This window comes from Frigoribacterium sp. CFBP 13729, assembly GCF_014841875.1.
Classification (GTDB): Bacteria; Actinomycetota; Actinomycetes; order Actinomycetales; family Microbacteriaceae; genus Frigoribacterium.
Genome location: NZ_JACYUR010000002.1, coordinates 388,345 through 407,820 on the forward strand (window position 1 = coordinate 388,345; position 19,476 = coordinate 407,820).

Below are 19,476 nucleotides of genomic sequence, written 5' to 3' on the forward strand. Positions count from 1 at the left end.
GTGATGCTCATCGACGTGCACGTCCACCGTTCCGACGACCCGCTCGCGCGGCACGACGAGCTGGCCCACCGGCTGGCCTCGGTCGCGGTCGACCCCGTGGCGGTCGACGACGACGTGGCCGAGATGGTGGTCAACCGCGTCATCGACAACGCGGCCGTCGCCGTCGCGAGCCTCGGTCGGGCACCCGTCGTCGCGGCCCGGGCACAGGCCGCCGCTCGGCTGCAGCACCGCGCCCGGCACGCCGGAGCCGCACACGGCGGCAACGGACACGGCGACAGCCGCGCCGACACGGCCGACCGCCCGGAGAGCACCCTGCGTGCCGCGGGCCCGGCCGGCATCGCCAGCTCGGACGCCCGCAGCCCGCGCGCCGGCTCGACCGTCTTCGGCCTCGACCCCGAGCTGCGCGTCCAGCCCGAGTGGGCTGCCTGGGCGAACGGCGTCGCCGTGCGCGAGCTCGACTACCACGACACGTTCCTCGCCGCCGAGTACTCGCACCCCGGCGACAACATCCCGCCCGTGCTCGCCGTCGCGCAGCACGTCGGCGCCGACGGCGAGCAGCTGGTCCGCGGCATCGCGGCCGGCTACGAGCTGCAGATCGACCTCGCCCGCGCGATCAGCCTGCACGCCCACAAGATCGACCACGTGGCGCACCTCGGCCCGAGCGCCGCCGGCGGCATCGCGGCGCTGCTCGGCCTCGACGTCGAGCGCACCGCGCAGGCGATCGCGCAGGCGCTGCACACGACCACGGCCACGAGGCAGTCGCGCAAGGGCCTCATCTCGACCTGGAAGGCCTACGCGCCCGCCTTCGCCGGCAAGCAGGCGATCGAGGCGATCGACCGGGCGCTGCGCGGCCAGACCAGCCCGAGCCCGATCTGGGAGGGGGAGGACGGCGTGGTCGCCCGCCTGCTCGACGGCCCCGACGCGCGCTACTCCGTGCCGCTGCCCGGACCCGGCGAGGCGAAGCGCGCGATCCTCGACAGCTACACGAAAGAGCACTCGGCGGAGTACCAGGCCCAGGCCTGGATCGACCTCGCCCGCCGTCTCGGACGCGAGCGGCCCGAGCTGCGCGACCCGGCCGCGGTGCGGAGCATCGTCCTGCACACCAGCCACCACACGCACGTGGTGATCGGCTCGGGCGCCGGCGACCCGCAGAAGTACGACCCGACCGCCAGCCGCGAGACGCTCGACCACTCGATCCCGTACATCGTCGCCGTCGCCCTGCAGGACGGCGAGTGGCACCACGAGCGCAGCTACGCGCCCGAGCGCGCGCAGCGCCCCGACACGGTCGAGCTCTGGAGGCGGATCACGACCGCCGAGGACGCCGAGTGGACCCGGCGGTACCACTCGGTCGACCCGGACGAGAAGGCGTTCGGCGGGCGCATCGAGGTGGAGTTCACCGACGGCTCACGGCTCGTCGACGAGATCGCGGTCGCCGACGCGCACCCGCTCGGCGCACGCCCGTTCGCGCGCGAGGACTACGTGCGGAAGTTCCGCACGCTGGCCGACGGGGTGCTGGCGCAGGAGGAGGTGGAGCGGTTCCTGGGGATGGCGACGCGCCTCCGCACGCTCGAGCCGCACGAGCTCGCCGGGCTGACGCTCACGCCCCCGGCGGGCTCGCTCGACCAGGCCGACGCGGCCTCGCCCGACGGGCTCTTCTGATGCTGTACTCGACGACGACCCCGGCCGAGAAGCGGCGCCGGCTCCGCGAGGCGCTCGCCGGTGACCGGCTCGTGCGCCTGCCCGGCGCGTTCAACCCGCTGAGCGCGCGGCTGATCGAGCGGAAGGGCTTCGAGGGCGTCTACGTGTCGGGCGCGGTCGTCGCGGCCGACCTCGGGCTGCCCGACATCGGCCTCACGACGCTGACCGAGGTCGCGACCCGGGCCGGCCAGATCGCGCGGATGACCGACCTGCCGACGCTCGTCGACGCCGACACGGGCTTCGGTGAGCCGATGAACGTCGCCCGCACCGTGCAGACGATGGAGGACGCCGGGCTCGCCGGCCTGCACGTCGAGGACCAGGTGAACCCCAAGCGCTGCGGCCACCTCGACGGCAAGCAGGTCGTCGGCCTCGACACGGCCGTCAAGCGGGTCCGCGCCGCCGTGGAGGGGCGCCGTGACCCCGACTTCCTCGTGATGGCCCGCACCGACGTGCGCGCGGTCGAGGGCTTCGACGTCGCCGTCGACCGAGCGAAGGCGCTCGTCGACGCGGGCGCCGACGCGATCTTCCCGGAGGCGTTGACCGGCCTGGCCGAGTTCGAGGCCGTCGCCGAGGCGGTCGACGTGCCGGTCCTCGCGAACATGACCGAGTTCGGCAAGGGCGAGCTGCACACGACCGAGCAGCTGCGGAGCGCGGGGGTGCGGATGGTCATCTGGCCGGTGACGCTGCTGCGCCTCGCGATGGGCGAGGCCGGGCGCGGGCTCGACGAGCTCGCCGCGACCGGGACCCAGGCGCGCCTCCTCGACCGGATGCAGCACCGTGCCGACCTCTACGACCTCGTCGACTACGAGGGCTACTCTGCCTTCGACGGCGGCGTGTTCGACTTCACGGTCGAGCGCTGAGCCGCAGCACGACCGGCGGCGCACGCAGCACGACCCGTGGCCACCGCAACACGACCCGCTCCACCTGCCGGCACCGCCGCCGGCGCACCTCGCCTCACCTCACGAAGGAGTGACCATGAGCGACACCCTCACCGCACCTCCCGCGCCCGAGCTGCACAAGGGGCTGGCCGGGGTCGTCGTCGACCGGAGTGCGGTCTCGTCGGTCGACGCGGCCAGCAACTCCCTGCTCTACCGCGGCTACCCGGTGCAGCAGCTCGCCGCCTCGTGCGAGATCGAGGACGTCGCGTTCCTCCTGCTGCACGGCGAGCTGCCGACGCCCGAGCAGCGGTCCGCCTTCGACGCCGAGCTGCGGGCCGCGCGTCCCCTCGCGCCGGGGCTGCAGCACGTCATCGACCTCATCCCCACGTCCGCGCACCCGATGGACGTCGTCCGCACCGCGATCAGCGCCCTCGGCGCCGCGGAGCCCGAGCCGAGCAGCGCGCCCGGCGTGCACGACCCGGCCGCCACCCGCCGACTCGCGACGCGGCTCTTCGGCGCCCTGCCCGCGGTCATCGCCTACGACCAGCGCAGGAGGCGCGACTTGCCTCCCGTGGCGCCCCGCGACGACCTGGGCTACAGCGCCGACTTCCTCCGGCAGGTGTTCGGGCGCGAGGCCGACGACCTCGACGTGCGGGCGTTCGACACGTCGATGGTGCTCTACGCGGAGCACTCCTTCAACGCGTCGACCTTCACGGCACGGGTCGTCGCGTCGACGCTGAGCGACCTGCACTCGTCGATCGTGGCCGCGGTCGGCGCCCTCAAGGGCCCGCTGCACGGCGGGGCGAACGAAGCCGCCCTCGAGCTGCTCGTCCGGGTCGCCGACGAGGGCGGTGCCGAGGGCGCTGCGGCCTGGCTCGACGGCGCCTTCTCGCGCCGCGAGAAGATCATGGGCTTCGGGCACCGCGTCTACAAGAACGGCGACAGCCGGGTGCCGACCATGGAGGAGGCGCTGGCCGGCCTCGTCGACCGGGCCCGCGCCTCCGGCGACTCCCGGGTCGACCAGCTCGCCGCCGTCTACGACGCGCTGGCCGCCGGGGTGCTCGAGCGCAAGGGGCTCAAGCCGAACGTCGACTGGCCGTCGGGCTTCGCGTACCACCTGATGGGCTTCGACACGGCGGTGTTCACGCCGCTCTTCGTCGCGTCGCGGGTGCTCGGCTGGAGCGCCCACGTGATCGAGCAGCGCGAGGCGAACTCGCTGATCCGGCCGCTGTCGCACTACGACGGCCCGGCGCTGCGCGACGTGCCGGCGCGCGGCTAGCCGCACCCGCCGCTGCTACCTACCTCCCCCCGCGCCAGAGTCCGCCGCCGAACCGCATTCCGAACCATGAACCGCGTTTTATCGCGGTTCATCGTTCGGAACGCGGTTCATCGTGCGGCAAGACGGAGCCCGCGCCGCAGTGCTCGCACGCGCCTAGCGTGGAGTCATGACGAACCGACTCGCCGACGCCGTCAGCCCCTACCTGCGCTCGCACGCCGACAACCCCGTCGACTGGTGGCCGTGGGGCCCGGAGGCCTTCGCCGAGGCAGCCCGGCGCGACGTCCCGGTGCTCGTCTCGATCGGCTACTCGACCTGTCACTGGTGCCACGTCATGGCCCGTGAGAGCTTCAGCGACCCCGAGCTCGCGGCGCACCTGAACGAGCGGTTCGTCGCGATCAAGGTCGACCGGGAGGAGCACCCCGACGTCGACTCCAGCTACCTGGCCGCCGCCTCGGCCTTCACCCCCCAGCTCGGCTGGCCCCTCACCGTCTTCACGACGCCTGCCGGCCAGGCGTTCTTCGCCGGCACGTACTTCCCGCCGCAGCCGGTCCAGGACCACCCGGCGTTCCGGCAGGTGCTCGACGCCGTCACCGAGGCATGGACGAGCCGCCGCGGCGAGGTGGACGCGACCGCCCGCGGGGTGGCGGCGGCGCTCGCGGCCCAGCCCGCGCCTCCTGCGCCCGGCTCGGTCGAGCTGCCCTCGGCCGCGGCTCTGTCGCACGCGGCCGCCCGCGTCGCCGCCGCCGAGGACGTCGAGCACGGCGGGTTCGGCGGCGCCCCGAAGTTCCCCGTCGCGCCGGCCCAGCTGGCACTGCTGGGGCTCGGCGCCGGGGGAGACCGTGACGCACTCGCCCTCGCCTCCCGGACCCTGCGGCGCATGGCGTCGTCCCCGCTGCGTGACCCCGTCGAGGGCGGCTTCTTCCGCTACTCGACCCGGCGCGACTGGGGCGATCCCCACTATGAGCGGATGCTGTACGACAACGCACTGCTGCTGACCGCGTACTCGCGGCTGGCCCTGCTCGAGCCTGCCGACACAGTCAGCGACGGCACGGACGAGACCGCAGGAGGTGCGGGTCGCGGACCTGCGCCTGCCCTCGGACCGCTCGAGGTCGCGGCGGGCATCGCGGGGTTCCTGCTCGCTCGCCTCCGCACGCCGCGCGGCGCCTTCGGCTCGGCTCAGGACTCGGAGAGCACGATCGACGGTCGCCGCGTGGAGGGCGGATTCTACGCACTGGACGCCGTCGAGCGCGCTCGGCACGAGGCGCCGCCCGTCGACGACAAGGTGCTGACGGGCTGGAACGGCCTGGCGATCGCGGCCCTCGCCGAGGCCGGCGCTCGACACGACCGCCCGGACTGGGTGGCGGCCGCACGCGGGGCCGCGGACGTGCTGCTCGACGAGCACGTGACCTCCGACGGGCGGCTGCGGCGCGCCTCCTCGTCGACCGGGGTGTCGGAGGCGGTGGCCACGCTCGAGGACCACGGCATGTTCGCCGAGGGCCTGCTGCAGCTGACGCTCGCCACCGGGCTGCCCCGGTACGCCGTCGCGGCGAGGTCCTTGATGTCTGCCTGCCTGGTGGACGAGGAGGGGGTCGTGCCCTTCGCGGCGCCGGCGGGGCCGGACCCCGTCCTGAGGTCACAGGGGACGGCGCTCGCGGCCGACCCGTCCGAGGGCGCCTACCCGTCCGGGGTCGCCGCGACGGCCGTCGCGGCGCTCACGCTCCACCGGCTCACGGGGGACGCGCGCTGGCGCCGGGCTGCGGAGCGGGCCGTCGGCCCTGCCGCCGACACGGCGCTCGACTCGCCCGTCGCGTACGGGACGACGTTCTCGCTGCTCGCGGAGCTCGCCGCGCCGTCCACGCAGCTCCTCGTCGTCGAGCCGTCCGTCGTCACGCCGGCCGTCGCGGCCCAGGTCGAGGGTGAGCTCTCGGCTGCGCCGGGGGAAGCGCAGCCGGTCGTGATCGACCTGGGAGCTCGAGCTCGTCGCACCCTGGGCCCCGGCGTCCTCGTGGGGGTCGTCGACGAGGACTCCGCCGTGGCGCTGGCGGACGCCGGGTTCGAGCTCTTCGCAGGTCGCACCGCCGTGCGGGGCCACGCGACCGCGTTCCTCTGCCACGACTTCGTCTGCCGGCTGCCCGTCACCGGCGTCGTGGAGCTCGACCGTGACCTCGCCGAGCAGGCGCGGTCGCTGGCGTAGGCGCAGTCGCGGTCGCGGTCGCAGGCGCAGGCGCAGGGAGTGCAGCGCTGGCCCGGGCGGCGGGCTGACGACCGCGTCGTGCCTCGCCGCGGGTCAGGCCGCGAGCGACTCGAGCGGTGCGTCGTCGTCGCCCGTCCACTCGTCGAGCGAGCCGTCGTAGAGGGCGACGTCGTCGTGCCCCACGAGCACCAGGGCGAGGGCGTCCGCACTGGCCGCGATGCCCTGGCCGCAGTAGACGACGACCTTCTCGGCCTCGAGCACCGGCGCGAACGCCGCCTCGAGCTGCTCGACCTCGGCGAAGTGCAGGGTGTCGTCGACGAGCTCGGTCGACGGCACGTTCACGCTGCCGGGGATGTGGCCCCGCCGGGGACGTGCGCCCGCGACGCCGTCGAACTCGGCACGGGGCGAGCCGCACACCAGCGCCGCCCGCTCGTCGCCGCGCACGACGGCCTCGACGAAGGGCTTGTCGACCCACAGTCCCGGACGCTCGTGCGCGACGAACACGGACGGCTCGGGCTCGACTGCTCCGACGTCGACGGGACGCCCCTCGGCAGCCCAGGCGGAGAAGCCCCCGTCGAGGACGGCCGCGTCGTCGTGGCCGGCCGCGCGCAGCAGCCACCAGAGCCGGGCGGCCCACGGGCCGCCCGACGAGTCGTAGGCGACGACCGTCGTGCCGGCGGCGATGCCCAGCGCGCCCGCGGCCTCGGCGAAGCGATCGACGTCGGGCTGCGTGAACGGGAGCGCCGCCCGGTCGTCGCTGAGGTCGTGGATGAGGTCGCCGAACACGGCCCCGGGGACGTGCCCCTGCTCGAGGTACTCGCTGCGGCCGGTCGTGAACCGGCCGGTCGCCGCGCCGTCGCGATCGCGCACGGGGAGCACCGAGACGTCGACCACGACCATGTCGTCGGCGCCGAGGTGGTCGGCCACCCACTGGCTGGAGACGAGGGGGGAGGTGATGACGGGGGACATGCGGGCCACCGTAGCGTCCGCCCCCGTCATCGACCCGGGACGCGTTCACGGGGCGTCACGCGACGGGTCGCGCGTCGACGGGGCCGGGAGCCGGACCCGGTCGGGCGAGGTCGTCCGTCCGCGCCCGCAGGCTGACCTGCTTGCGGGCCAGGAACCGACGCTCGACGAGGTGCCACGACGTGGCGCCGCAGCCCAGGCTGACGACGACCACGGCCGCGAGCGCCAGGCCGGAGGCGCCTGCTCCCCACCACAGGGCGAGGTTGAGGACGACGGAGTGCCAGAGGTACGTGCCGAAGCTCCAGTCGCCGAGCCTCGCGGTCACGCGCCCGAGGACCGAGGGCAGCCGGACCCCGGCGAAGAGCACGAGGTAGCCGCTCGGCAACGCGCAGAGCACCGGCTTGAAGGTGTGCTGCAGCCAGGCGAGCACGCCGGTGTCGGGGCCGTGGTCCTGGTAGGTCCGCAGGGCCACGTGGACGGCGAGCGCGGCGGCGGCGAGCCACCATCGCAGGGGAACGGCCGAGCCCACCCTGGCGAGGACCATGCCGGTGGTGAAGTAGGCCGCCCGCTCGAGGAACAGGTGGTGGAAGACCTCGTGCAGGAGCGGCCCGCCCTGGTTCGACACGAAGGCGCCGACGACGCTGACGACCGCCATGCCGGCGACCATCCGCCAGAAGCCGAAGCGGCGGGCCGCCAGCACGAGGACCGGGACGAGCAGGTAGAAGCTCATCTCGACGGGCACGGTGTAGAGCGGGCCGTTCATCGAGCCGCTGCCGATGTGCGACCAGATCGAGGGGTCGTAGTTGGGCACGAGCAGGGCGGCCGAGGCGAGCCACACGACGAGCTCGGGCGAGAGGAGGGTGGACGGAGCGGCGGCGCCGACGGCGACGAGGACGAGGGGCGCGGCCAGGGCGAACGCCGCGATCGCGGGGGCGACGCGGAGCCACCTGTTCCGGGCGTAGGTGCGCCAGGAGCCCGTCCGCGACCAGGTCGACACAGCCGAGGCGTAGACGAACATGCCCGTCAGCGTGAAGAAGACCATGATCGGCTCGGCGTACTCGACGCCGCCCCACAGCACCTCGACGCCCATCGCCGAGCTCGCGTGCAGGACCACCACCGCGATCGCTGCGACCCACCGGAGCGAGTCGAAGGCCTGGCCGCGGGCGAGCCGGAGGGTCAGCGGGGAGGTCGGCTGCCTGGATGTCATGTGTCGAATATGGACCACGACCGGCTGTCGTGTCTACATGCCTGAACAGCGTGTGGAATGTTCTGAAGAACTGAGGCATGAATGCACTACGGTCGACGATGTGAACCTCGAAGCCTCCTCCGTTGCTCCCCGCGCAGCCGTCCCCACCGACGCGCCGCGGGGCCCGACCCGCCGCGGTCTCCTCGGCGCGCTCACGGCGGCGGGCGCCGCGGCCGCCGCTGCAGGCCTCGCCGATGCCGTGCTCCCGGCCAGGCCCGCCTCCGCCTCCCCGTCGGCCCCCGACGCGGCGCCCGGCCGCACCTTCCACGTGCACCCGTCCGGCTCCGACGACGCCGACGGCCTCTCGCCGACGCGACCGTGGCGGTCGCTGGCCAGGCTCAACCTCGCCTTCGCCGAGCAGCAGGTGCGGCACGGCGACACGGTCCTGCTCGCGCGGGGCCGCGTCCACCCCGGCGTGCTCCGCCCGCGGGAGCCTGCCCAGGGCGACGACCGCCTCCTCACGATCGCCGCCTACGGCACGGGCAGCGCACCCCGGGTGTCGGCCTTCAAGACCCCGACGGCCGCCGGCTGGCGCGAGACGGCCCCCGGCTCGGGGCGGTGGCAGGTCGACCTGGCCGCGACGGGGGCAGGCAGCGACTGGCTCGGGGACGCGTCGTCGTCCACGGCGAACGTGGGCTTCCTCAAGGTGAACGACGAGATCCGCGCCTACCGACGGGGGTCCGTGGCCGACCTGCGCGGCCAGTGGGAGTTCGCGTCCCCCGTAGGGTCGACGGTCCTCACGGTCTGCAGCGACGCGCGACCGGACACCCTGGGCAGCGTCCAGGCCGCCGTCGACGACCCCCTGGTCGTGGGCGTCTCCCAGCTCGTGCTGCGCGGCCTGCACCTCGTGGGCACCGGCTCCCACGGCTACGACGACGGCCCCGGGGTGCACGACGTGCTGATCGAGCACTGCACCGTGAGCCACGTCGGAGGCTCGGAGCTGCCGGGGGCCGGCCGCTACGGCAACGGCGTGCAGATCTGGCAGGCCGGTCAGCGGGTCACGGTGCGTCGGTGCGTGATCACCGACTGCTGGGACACCGCGACGACCGTGCAGGGCTGGGACGGCCCGTGGTCCGCGATCGTCTTCGAGCAGAACGTCGTGCTGCGGTGCACGCAGGCGTTCGAGCTCTGGACGCGGGGAGGGTCGGCGTCGCCCGGCGTGCTCGACTGCCGGTTCGTCGACAACGTCTGCCACGACGTGGGCCTGGGGTGGGGCGCGCGTCCCCAGCAGCGGGGCCGCGGCAGCCACGTGGTCTTCTACGAGCTCGAGACTCCCGTCTCGCTCGAGGTCACGGGCAACGTGTTCGGGTCGAGCCGCGACGCCGTCTACTACGTCGGCGCAGGGGCAGGGTCCACCGCCACCCTGCCGTCCGGGCTGTCCTCGCACGACAACGTCGTGGTGCAGCCGCGGGGCCGTCCGATCGTGTGGGACGGCCCGTGGACCGTCCAGCGGTCCGAGCTGTTCAGCACCGGCCCGGGGCGGGAGGTCGACTCCACCTTCGTGGTGGGCGACCCCCGGTGACCCGGGGTCAGCGCCCCGATCGCCGCGACGAGATGACGCCGGTGTCGAAGCCCATCAGGTTGAGGCCTCCGTTGAACCGGGCGTGCTCGACCTTGATGCAGCGGTCCATGACGACGGTCAGGCCCTTCTCCTCGGCGTACCGCGCAGCCTCCTCGTTCCAGATGCCGAGCTGGACCCAGATGGTGCGGGCCCCGCTCGCGAGCACGTCGTCGACGACCGACGGGATGTCGCTCGCCTTGCGGAACACGTCGACGATGTCGGGCACCTCGGGCAGCGAGGCCAGGTCGGGGTACGCCTTCTCGCCGAGGATCACGTCGGCCCGCGGGTTCACGAAGTAGACGCGCAGGTCGCTCGACTGCTGCAGGTAGGTGCCGACGAAGTAGGAGGAGCGGGTCGAGTTCGGCGAGGCGCCCACGATCGCGACGCTCTTCGCGGAACGGAGGATGGCCTGCCGCGCGCGGGCGTCCGGCCCGACCCAGGTGCGCTGCGACTTCAGCAGCTTGGCGAGCGGCGAGCTCGACGGCAGCTCGCAGGTGCGCCCGTTGGCGAGCTGCGTCGTGACCGTGTCGCTGCCCGTGCCCGTGCCCGTGCCCGTGCCTGTGCTCGTGCTCACGTCACGCCTCCTTCGTCGCGGCGCGGAGCGCCTGGTCGAGGTCGTCGATGATGTCGGCGGCGTCCTCGATGCCGACGCTGATGCGGACCGAGCCCGGAAGGACTCCGGCGTCGACGAGCTGCTGCTCGCTGAGCTGGGCGTGCGTCGTCGAGCCCGGGTGGATGACGAGGGTCTTCGCGTCGCCGATGTTGGCCAGGTGGCTCGCCAGCTCGACCGACTCGATGAACGTCTTGCCTGCGGCGCGTCCGCCGGCCAGCTCGAAGGTGAAGACCGAGCCCGGGCCCTCGGGCAGGTACTTCTTCGCCCGCTCGTGGTGCGGGTGCCCGGCCAGCCCGGCCCAGCGCACGCGCTCGATGCGCGGGTCGGCGTCGAGCCACTCGGCGACCTCGCGCGCGTTCTCGACGTGCGCGCGCATCCGGTACGGCAGGGTCTCGACGCCCTGCGCCAGCAGGAACGCCGAGTGCGGCGCCAGCGCGGGCCCGATGTCGCGCAGCTGCTCGGCCCGGAGGCGGGTGAGGAACGCGTACTCGCCGAAGTTGCCCGACCAGTTGAGCCCGCCGTAGCTCGGCACGGGCTGGTCGAAGAGCGGGAACCGCTCGCTGTCCCAGCCGAAGCGGCCCGACTCGACGACCACGCCGCCGAGGGTGGTGCCGTGCCCGCCGAGGAACTTCGTCGCCGAGTGGATCACGACGTCGGCGCCCCACTCGATCGGCCGGTTCAGGTAGGGGGTCGCGATGGTCGAGTCGACGATCAGCGGGATGCCGGCGGCGTGCGCGACCTCGGCGAGGCCCTCGAGGTCGGCGATCTCGCCGGAGGGGTTCGCGACCGTCTCGACGAAGAGCAGCTTGGTCGCGGGGGTGATCGCCGCGGCGTAGTCGGCGGGCTCGCTCGACTGCACGAAGGTCGTCTCGACGCCGAAGCGCCGCAGGGTCACGTCGAGCTGCGTGACCGAGCCGCCGTAGAGGGCGGCGCTCGCGACGATGTGGTCGCCCGCGCCGGCCAGCGAGGCGAAGGTGATGAACTGCGCGCTCAGCCCGCTCGACGTCGCGACCGCGCCGAGGCCACCCTCGAGGCTCGCCACGCGCTCCTCGAAGGAGGCGGTGGTCGGGTTGGCCAGGCGGCTGTAGATGTTCCCGTACTTCTGCAGCGCGAACCGCGCCGCCGCGTCCTCCGTGTCGTCGAACACGAAGGCGCTCGACTGGTAGATCGGGAGCGCGCGCGCCCCGGTCGCCGAGTCGGGGACGTTGCCCGCGTGGATCGCACGCGTGCGGAAGCCGTAGTCACGATCTGCCATGCGGGCCACGCTAGCCGCTGGTCGTCACAGGACGCCTCGGTGCGTAACGCAGCTACACACAACGAGCCGCGCCTCCTCGGCGGGGAGGGACGACCGGAGGCGACGCTACTTCCAGCTGGGGATCCAGTAGTGCAGCCGGATGAACTCCCAGTCCTCGAGCTGCGCCGTCCAGAGCGGGTAGAAGAACACGGTCACGGCGATCGAGACGACGACCACGATGCCCGTCACGACGATCCCGCTCAGCCGTCGGTCGGGGTGGTCCGTCCGGCGGCCGAGGACGATGCCGAGCACCCCGGCCAGCCCGAGCAGCAGGTAGGGCTCGAAGGCGATCGTGTAGAACTGGAAGACCGTCCGGCCCGAGAACGCCAGCCAGGGCAGGTAGCCCGCGGCGATGCCGACCAGCACGGCCCCGACCTGCCACTCGCGGCGGCGGACGAGGCGGTACACGAGGTACGCGCAGGCCGCGACGGCCGCGTACCAGATGAACGGGTTCGCGATCGAGGTGATCGCCATGCCGCAGCGGGCGACCTCGCAGGCCCCCTGGCCCTGGTCGAGACCCTGGTAGTACATGCTCGTGGGCCGCAGCATGAGCAGCCAGCCGAACGGGTTCGCCGCGTACGAGTGCGGCGTGTGCAGCCCGACGTTGAACGCGTAGACGCCGGCCTCGTAGTGCCACCAGTTCTGCACCGTGTCGGGGACCCAGGCGAGCACGCCCGACCAGCGCTCGCCTCCTTCGGAGACCCAGTTGCGGTAGTAGCCGCCGTCGGTGACGAACCAGCCCGTCCAGCTCGCGACGTAGGCGACGGCCGCGATCGGCACCGTGAGCAGGAAGCTGACCGGCGCCTGGCGGAACAGCGTGCCCGAGAGCCAGAACTCGACGCCCGCCCGGCGACGCGCGAGCACGTCGACGACGACCGTGTAGACCGCGAACACGGCCAGGAAGTACAGGCCGTTCCACTTCACGCCCGTCGCGAGGCCGCACATCAGCCCGGCCGTCACCAGCCAGGGGCGGCCCCAGAGCGACGGGCCCCAGGCGGTGTCGCGGCCTGCGGCCCGCCTCCGCGCGAGCCAGGCGTCGAGCGCCCTCGCGCTCTGCCTCCGGTCGAGCAGCACGGCCCCGAAGGCGAGCAGGCCGAACAGCATCACGAAGTTGTCGAGCAGGGCCACCCGCGACATGACGATCGCGTGCCCGTCGATCGCCATGAAGGAGCCGGCCAGCGTGCCGACCAGCGTCGAGCGCGACAGGTACGTGCCGATCACGGCGACGAGCGCCACGGCGACGATGCCCGCGACCGCCGTGCTGATCCGCCAGCCGGCCGGGTCGTCGGGTCCGAAGGCCCACATGCCGAGGCCGATCAGCCACTTGCCGAGGGGAGGGTGGGCCACGAAGGAGGGGGCGGCCAGGTAGCCGTCCGCCCCGCCGGCCGCGAAGGCGGCGTCGTAGTCGCTCGGCCACGAGCCCTCGTAGCCCAGGTTCCAGAGGCTCCAGGCGTCCTTGACGTAGTAGGTCTCGTCGAAGACGAGGGTGCCGGGCCGGCCGAGGTCCCAGAGGCGCAGCGCGGCGGCGAGCAGGGTGACGACCAGCGGTCCGCCCCAGGCCCAGGCGCGGCGTCGGGCCGGCGTCGAGAGGAGGCGGCCCCACCACGCGTCGATCCGGAGCAGCGGACGGGGGGCGACCGGAGCTGCGGCCGCGTCGCTCGTCGCGCCTCCGGTGGCAGCCTCGAGGTCGACCCGCTCGCCGGGCTCAGCCGGGGCGACGCGCCCTGCGGCCGTCCCGGTGTCGAGCAGGGCGTCGAACTCCCGATCGCCCTGGCTGCTCATCCGGCCATCGTATTCGGCCCGCATCGGGCTCGTCGGCGGCGACGGCCCGGCCAGGGGACAATGGGCAGGTGATCGTCCTCGCCGCCACCCCCATCGGAAACCTCGGCGACGCCTCCCGGCGGCTGGTCGAGGCCCTGACGAACGCCGAGGTCGTCGCGGCGGAGGACACCCGCACCGCCATCCACCTCATGCGCGCCCTGGGGGTCGAGAACCGTCCCCGCCTGATCGCCCTGCACGAGCACAACGAGCGCGAGAAGGCGGCGGAGCTCGTCGAGCTGGCCCGGACGGCCGACCTGATCGTCCTCACGGACGCGGGCATGCCCGCGATCAGCGACCCGGGGTTCCCCCTCGTCGAGGCGGCCGCGGCCGCGGGCGTCACCGTCACGGCGATCCCCGGCCCGTCCGCCGTGCTGACCGCGCTCGCCGTCTCCGGCCTGCCCACCGACCGGTTCAGCTTCGAGGGGTTCCTGCCGCGCAAGCAGGGCGACCGCCTCCGGGTGCTCGGGGCCCTCGCCGACGAGCGCCGCACCATGGTCTTCTTCGAGTCGCCTCACCGTCTCGGCGACTCGCTCGGCGACGTGGTCACGGCGCTCGGCGCCGACCGTCGCGTCGTCGTGTGCCGCGAGCTGACCAAGCTGCACGAGGAGGTGCGGCGCGGCTCCGCCTCCGAGCTCGCCTCCTGGGCGGCCGAGGGCGTGCGCGGCGAGATCTGCGTCGTGGTCGAGGGCGCCCCCGAGCGCGAGTTCGACCTCGCGGCGGGTCTCGCGCAGGTCCAGGCCCTCGTCGCCGACGGGGCCCGGCTCAAGGAGGCCTCGACCGACGTGGCCGCCGCCACCGGCCTCTCCCGTCGCGACCTCTACCAGGCGGCCCTCGCGGCGAAGGCGCCCCGCCCCTCCTGAGCCCGCGGAGAGGGCGGCAGCCGAGGAGGCGCGGGCCGCGTCACGGCGTCGGCGGCCGCACCTAAGATGGTCCCCATGCCCGCCGGCGACTCCTTCTTCATCGCAACGCCCATCTTCTACGTCAACGACGTGCCGCACATCGGCCACGCCTACACCGAGGTCGCGGCCGACGTGCTCGCCCGCTGGCACCGCCAGCGCGGAGACGACACATGGCTGCTCACCGGCACGGACGAGCACGGCCAGAAGATCCTCCGCACCGCGACCAGCCACGACGTGACGCCGCAGGCGTGGGCCGACAAGCTCGTCACCGAGTCCTGGAAGCCGCTGCTCGAGACCGTCGACATCAGCAACGACGACTTCATCCGCACGACCGACGAGCGCCACGAGAAGGGCGTGCAGCGGTTCCTGCAGAAGCTCCACGACGACGGCTACATCTACCAGGGCGAGTTCGAGGGCTTCTACTGCGTCGGCTGCGAAGAATACAAGCAGCCGGGCGACCTCGTCGACGGCACGGGGGCCTTCGAGGGCGAGCAGGTCTGCGCGATCCACTCGAAGCCCGTCGAGCTCCTGAAGGAGAGCAACTACTTCTTCCGCATGAGCGACTTCGAGCAGCGTCTGCTCGACCTGTACGAGTCGCAGCCCGACTTCGTCCAGCCCGAGAACGTCCGCAACGAGATCGTGCAGTTCGTCAAGCAGGGCCTCCGCGACCTGTCGATCTCGCGCCAGACGTTCGACTGGGGCGTCAAGGTCCCGTGGGACGAGGAGCACGTCGTCTACGTCTGGTTCGACGCGCTGCTCAACTACGTCACGGCCATCGGCTACGGCGTCGACGACGAGCAGTTCGACCGCCGCTGGCCGGCGGTGCAGCTCGTCGGCAAGGACATCGCGCGGTTCCACGCCGTCATCTGGCCCGCCATGCTGATGGCCGCGGGCCTGCCCGTGCCGAAGGCGGTCTTCGGCCACGGCTGGCTGCTCGTCGGCGGCGAGAAGATGTCGAAGTCGAAGCTGACCGGCATCGCGCCGCAGCAGATCACCGACGTCTTCGGCGCCGACGCGTTCCGCTACTACTTCATGCGCGCCATCACCTTCGGGCAAGACGGCAACTTCTCGTGGGAGGACATCTCGGCCCGCTACCAGGCCGAGCTCGCCAACGGCTTCGGCAACCTGGCCTCGCGCGTCATCGCCATGATCACCCGCTACTTCGACGGCGCCGTCCCCGTCGCGGGCGAGCTGACCTCTGCCGACCTCGCCGTCCGCGAGACCGAGCTGCGCGTCACGGCCGCCGCCGACGGCGCGATGGACCGCTTCGCCATCAACGAGGCGCTCTCGTCGATCTGGGAGCTCGTCGACGTCCTCAACGGCTACATCACCGAGCAGGAGCCCTGGGCCCTCGCCAAGAAGGACGACCAGCGCGAGCGCCTCGCGACCGTGCTCGCCACCGCCCTCCGCGGCCTCGGCACGCTCACGGTGCTGCTGTCGCCGTTCATGCCCACCGCGACCCGCACCCTGTGGGAGGCGATCGGCCAGGGCGAGCTCACCAGCCAGCCCGTCGACCGCGCCGCCGAGTGGTCGAGCGCCCCGACGGTCCAGCCGCTCGCGGCCGGGCTCTTCCCGCGCATCGAGCAGCCCGAGCCGGCCGCATGAGCGACGAGCGCAGCGGCGACGCGACGCTGACGCACGTCCGTCACCGCTCCTCCACCGAGTCGGGCGGGCAGACCCGCGACCTGACCTACCCGCCGAGCCCGCAGGCGCTCGTCGTGCCCGTGTACGACAACCACACGCACCTCGAGATCGCCGACGGACAGAACGCGCTCGACTACCGCGAGCACCTCGACCGCGCCTCGAGCGTCGGCGTCCGCGGCGTCGTGCAGGTCGGCACCGACCTCGAGACGTCACGCTGGTCGGCCGACATCGCCGCCCGCGAGCCGCGCGTGCTCGCCGCCGTCGCGATCCACCCGAACGAGGCACCGCTGCTGGCGGCCCGCGGCGAGCTGGCCGACGCCCTCGACGAGATCGACGAGCTGGCCGCCCGCCCCCGCGTCCGCGCCGTCGGCGAGACGGGCCTCGACTTCTTCCGCACGGGGGCCGAGGGCCGCGACGCGCAGCTCGAGTCGTTCGCCCGGCACGTCGAGATCGCGAAGAAGCACGACCTGGCCCTGCAGATCCACGACCGCGACGCGCACGACGACGTCGTCGACCTGCTGCTCGAGGTCGGCGCCCCGGCGCGGACCGTCTTCCACTGCTTCAGCGGCGGTCCCGAGCTGGCGAGCATCCTGGCCGAGAACGGCTGGTACGCCTCCTTCGCCGGCACCGTCACCTTCAAGAACGCCGCGCCGCTGCGCGAGGCGCTCGTGCAGCTGCCGCGCCACCTGGTCATGGTCGAGACGGACGCGCCGTACCTGACGCCGACGCCGTTCCGCGGCCGGCCGAACGCGCCGTACCTCATCCCGCACACGCTCCGGTCGATGGCCGAGATCATCGGCACCGACGTCTCGATGCTCGCGGCGCAGATCTCGTCGAACACCGAGCTGGTCTACGGCTCGTGGACCGACGAGCCCGTGACGGTCGAGGGCTGATGTCGCGCTCGACCCTGCTCGGCCCCGCCGAGATCCGCGACCTCGCCGACCTGCTGGGCATCCAGCCGACGAAGAAGCTCGGCCAGAACTTCGTCCACGACGCCAACACGGTGCGGCGCATCGTCGCCGCGTCCGGGGTGTCGGCCGGCACCTCCGTCGTCGAGATCGGGCCCGGCCTCGGCTCGCTCACGCTCGGCCTGCTCGAGGCGGGCGCTGACGTCGTCGCCGTCGAGATCGACAAGCGCCTCGCCGCGCAGCTGCCGACGACCGTGTCGCTGCTGCAGCCCGCGGCCGACCTCTCGGTGGTCGTCGACGACGCCATGCGCGTCGTCGAGCTCCCCTCGGCGCCGACGCACCTCGTCGCGAACCTGCCCTACAACATCAGCGTGCCGGTGCTGCTGCACTTCCTCGAGCACTTCCCGACGCTGACGCGCGGCCTCGTGATGGTCCAGGCCGAGGTCGGGCTCCGTCTCGCGGCCGAGCCCGGCTCCAAGATCTACGGCTCGCCGAGCATCAAGGCGGCCTGGTACGGCGAGTTCTCCACGGCAGGCCAGGTCAGCCGCCAGGTCTTCTGGCCCGTGCCGAACGTCGACAGCATCCTCGTCGCCTTCGACCGCAAGGAGGCGCGGGGCACCGAAGAAGAACGTCTCGCCGTCTTCGAGCTGGTCGACGCCGCGTTCCAGCAGCGCCGCAAGATGCTGCGGCAGTCGTTGTCGAGCGTCTACGGCTCGTCGGCCGCCGCCTCCGACGCGCTCGAGGCCGCCGGACTGTCGCCGACCGAGCGCGGCGAGCAGCTGACCGTCGACGACTTCCTGGCACTGGCACGGGCGACGCGCTGAGCCGCAGGGTGCGCGGCGCGCTCGTCGCTGGCAGGCTGGCGGCGTGAGCACGCAGGGCAGCGACGACCACCAGCGGAGGCGACCCGCGGTCATCAGCGACGCCCGCCTGGCCTCGGGCACGGGCCGCAGCAGCGAGCAGTGGTTCGCGTTGCTCGACGCCGCGGACGCCACGCGGCTGTCCCACGCGCAGATCGCACGCCTCCTCGTCGACGAGCACGAGGTGCCCGGCTGGTGGGCCCAGTCGATCACCGTGCGCTACGAGCAGGCCCGCGGAATGCGGCTCCCGGGGCAGCAGCCGGACGGCACGTTCTCGGTCGCGGTGAGCCGCAGCCTGAGGGGCGGACCCCTCGAGCTGCTCGACCTCGGCGTCGAGCGGTTCGCGTCGTTCGCCGGGGGAGCACCCGAGGCCACGAGTCGCTCCGTCGGGCACCCGACGGCACGGTGGCGGCTCGAGGGCGACGTGCGCCTGCAGCTGATGGTCTCGCCCGGCACGGGCGACAAGTGCAGCGTCAGCCTCACGCAGAGCCGTCTGCGGCTCCCCGAGCGCGTCGAGCCTGCGCGCGAAGCCATGACCCGGGCGTTCCGGGTCATGGGGGACCGACAGAACTGACTAGGTTGGGACCATGAGCTCCGTGGCCGGCCCGACCGTGGTCCACACCCGTGCCCCGGGCAAGATCAACGTGTTCCTCGCCGTCGGCGACCTGCAGGACGACGGCTACCACGAGCTCGCGACGGCCTACCAGGCGGTGTCGCTGTACGAGGACGTGCGGGCACGCAAGGCGGACGACTTCACAGTCCGGGTGACCGCGGGCCCCGGCGTCGACGTCTCGGGGGTGCCGACCGACGAGAGCAACCTCGCGGTGCGTGCCGCCCGCCTCCTCGCGACGACCACCGGCTACCGGGGCGGCGTCGACCTCAGCATCGAGAAGGCGGTGCCCGTCGCGGGCGGCATGGGCGGCGGCTCGGCCGACGCGGCCGCGACGCTGCTGGCCTGCGACGCCCTCTGGGGCACGGGCCTCGGCCGGGACGACCTGCTCAAGCTGTCGGCCGAGCTGGGGGCCGACGTGCCCTTCGCCTTCGCGGGCGGCACCGCCGTCGGCACCGGCCGCGGCGACGAGCTCAGCCCCGCGCTCGCGAAGGGGCAGTTCCAGTGGGTGCTGGCCCTGGCCGACTTCGGGCTGTCGACGCCGACCGTCTACCGTGAGCTGGACGAGCACCGGCTGCGCCACTCGAGCGACATCTCGCCGGTGCGCCAGCCCGTCGTCGACACCGGCGTGCTGCAGGCGCTGCGGGCCGGCGACGCCGACCTGCTCGCCGACGTGATGCACAACGACCTCCAGGCGCCCGCCCTGCACCTCGAGCCGGGGCTCGGCCGCGTGCTCGAGCTCGGCGAGGGCAACGGCGCCCTCGCCGGGATCGTCTCGGGCTCCGGGCCCACCGTCGCCTTCCTCGCACCCGACCTCGACGGGGCCCTCGAGCTGCAGATCGCGCTCAGCGCGGCCCGCCTCACCGTCGTGCGGGCGACGGGGCCCGTGCACGGCGCCCGCGTCATCACAGACTAGGAGGCGCGGTCGCGGCGCGCCTCGCGGCTCGCGCTGTCGGGGGCCGGCCCGGTCAGGACCGGCCGACACGCGCCTCCTCTGCTCGCGTC

Annotated in this window: 16 protein-coding genes; 11 read left to right on the plus strand and 5 right to left on the minus strand. The window is 73.4% G+C overall.

What is annotated here, in order from left to right; all coding sequences use genetic code 11:
• The first annotated feature begins 3 nt into the window (after positions 1-3).
• The 4 genes from IFT77_RS08230 (at position 4) to IFT77_RS08245 (ending at position 6,049) form a co-directional block, all read left to right on the plus strand.
• Positions 4-1,659 (plus strand): MmgE/PrpD family protein, encoded by a 1,656-nt coding sequence (locus tag IFT77_RS08230; protein WP_192169927.1) that lies wholly within the window; start codon positions 4-6, stop codon positions 1,657-1,659.
• Positions 1,659-2,558, plus strand: a complete 900-nt coding sequence (gene prpB, locus IFT77_RS08235; RefSeq protein ID WP_192169704.1) for a methylisocitrate lyase — start codon at positions 1,659-1,661, stop codon at positions 2,556-2,558. Before IFT77_RS08230 ends, prpB begins: the two co-directional genes overlap by 1 nt.
• Positions 2,559-2,673: 115 nt before the next feature.
• A complete protein-coding gene (locus IFT77_RS08240) occupies positions 2,674-3,855 on the plus strand; it encodes a bifunctional 2-methylcitrate synthase/citrate synthase (protein ID WP_192169705.1) in 1,182 nt (393 codons plus the stop codon).
• Positions 3,856-4,021: 166 nt separating this feature from the next.
• A complete protein-coding gene (locus tag IFT77_RS08245) occupies positions 4,022-6,049 on the plus strand; it encodes a thioredoxin domain-containing protein (RefSeq protein ID WP_192169706.1) in 2,028 nt (675 codons plus the stop codon).
• A 93-nt stretch (positions 6,050-6,142) separates the two neighbouring features.
• On the opposite strand, the gene IFT77_RS08250 is transcribed toward IFT77_RS08245, so the two are convergent.
• Together IFT77_RS08250 and IFT77_RS08255 are read right to left on the minus strand one after the other, a co-directional pair.
• Positions 6,143-7,018 (minus strand): sulfurtransferase, encoded by an 876-nt coding sequence (locus tag IFT77_RS08250; RefSeq protein ID WP_192169707.1) that lies wholly within the window; start codon positions 7,016-7,018, stop codon positions 6,143-6,145.
• A gap of 55 nt (positions 7,019-7,073) precedes the next feature.
• On the minus strand, positions 7,074-8,222 hold the full coding sequence (locus IFT77_RS08255; RefSeq protein WP_192041042.1) for an acyltransferase: 1,149 nt from the start codon (positions 8,220-8,222) through the stop codon (positions 7,074-7,076).
• Between the two features lie 100 nt (positions 8,223-8,322).
• On the opposite strand from IFT77_RS08255, the gene IFT77_RS17330 reads away from it, so the two are divergent.
• Positions 8,323-9,783, plus strand: coding sequence for a right-handed parallel beta-helix repeat-containing protein (locus IFT77_RS17330; RefSeq protein WP_192169708.1), 1,461 nt, complete (start codon positions 8,323-8,325; stop codon positions 9,781-9,783).
• Positions 9,784-9,790: 7 nt separating this feature from the next.
• Here IFT77_RS17330 and IFT77_RS08265 read toward each other — a convergent pair whose 3' ends face one another.
• The 3 genes from IFT77_RS08265 to IFT77_RS08275 form a co-directional block, all read right to left on the minus strand.
• Positions 9,791-10,282 (minus strand): CoA-binding protein, encoded by a 492-nt coding sequence (locus IFT77_RS08265; RefSeq protein ID WP_192041424.1) that lies wholly within the window; start codon positions 10,280-10,282, stop codon positions 9,791-9,793.
• Positions 10,283-10,397: 115 nt separating this feature from the next.
• Positions 10,398-11,690 carry an O-acetylhomoserine aminocarboxypropyltransferase/cysteine synthase family protein gene (locus IFT77_RS08270; protein WP_192169709.1) on the minus strand — a complete coding sequence of 431 codons (1,293 nt, stop codon included), beginning with the start codon at positions 11,688-11,690 and terminating at the stop codon, positions 10,398-10,400.
• Positions 11,691-11,795: 105 nt separating this feature from the next.
• A complete protein-coding gene (locus IFT77_RS08275; RefSeq protein WP_192169710.1) occupies positions 11,796-13,511 on the minus strand; it encodes a dolichyl-phosphate-mannose--protein mannosyltransferase in 1,716 nt (571 codons plus the stop codon).
• A 68-nt stretch (positions 13,512-13,579) separates the two neighbouring features.
• Here IFT77_RS08275 and rsmI point away from each other — a divergent pair, with 68 nt between their 5' ends.
• The 6 genes from rsmI (at position 13,580) to IFT77_RS08305 (ending at position 19,387) form a co-directional block, all read left to right on the plus strand.
• A complete protein-coding gene (gene rsmI / locus IFT77_RS08280; RefSeq protein WP_123548018.1) occupies positions 13,580-14,410 on the plus strand; it encodes a 16S rRNA (cytidine(1402)-2'-O)-methyltransferase in 831 nt (276 codons plus the stop codon).
• 75 nt (positions 14,411-14,485) lie between these two features.
• On the plus strand, positions 14,486-16,054 hold the full coding sequence (gene metG / locus IFT77_RS08285; protein WP_192041046.1) for a methionine--tRNA ligase: 1,569 nt from the start codon (positions 14,486-14,488) through the stop codon (positions 16,052-16,054).
• Positions 16,051-16,986, plus strand: a complete 936-nt coding sequence (locus IFT77_RS08290; RefSeq protein WP_192169711.1) for a TatD family hydrolase — start codon at positions 16,051-16,053, stop codon at positions 16,984-16,986. Before metG ends, IFT77_RS08290 begins: the two co-directional genes overlap by 4 nt.
• The gene (rsmA, locus tag IFT77_RS08295; RefSeq protein ID WP_192169712.1) at positions 16,986-17,825 is read left to right on the plus strand and encodes a 16S rRNA (adenine(1518)-N(6)/adenine(1519)-N(6))-dimethyltransferase RsmA; all 840 of its coding nucleotides are present in this window, start codon (positions 16,986-16,988) and stop codon (positions 17,823-17,825) included. Before IFT77_RS08290 ends, rsmA begins: the two co-directional genes overlap by 1 nt.
• Positions 17,826-17,868: 43 nt before the next feature.
• Positions 17,869-18,435 carry a hypothetical protein gene (locus tag IFT77_RS08300; protein WP_192041049.1) on the plus strand — a complete coding sequence of 189 codons (567 nt, stop codon included), beginning with the start codon at positions 17,869-17,871 and terminating at the stop codon, positions 18,433-18,435.
• Positions 18,436-18,448: 13 nt separating this feature from the next.
• Positions 18,449-19,387: a 4-(cytidine 5'-diphospho)-2-C-methyl-D-erythritol kinase gene (locus IFT77_RS08305; protein WP_192041050.1), complete on the plus strand. Its 939-nt coding sequence runs from the start codon at positions 18,449-18,451 to the stop codon at positions 19,385-19,387.
• Positions 19,388-19,476: the final 89 nt, after the last annotated feature.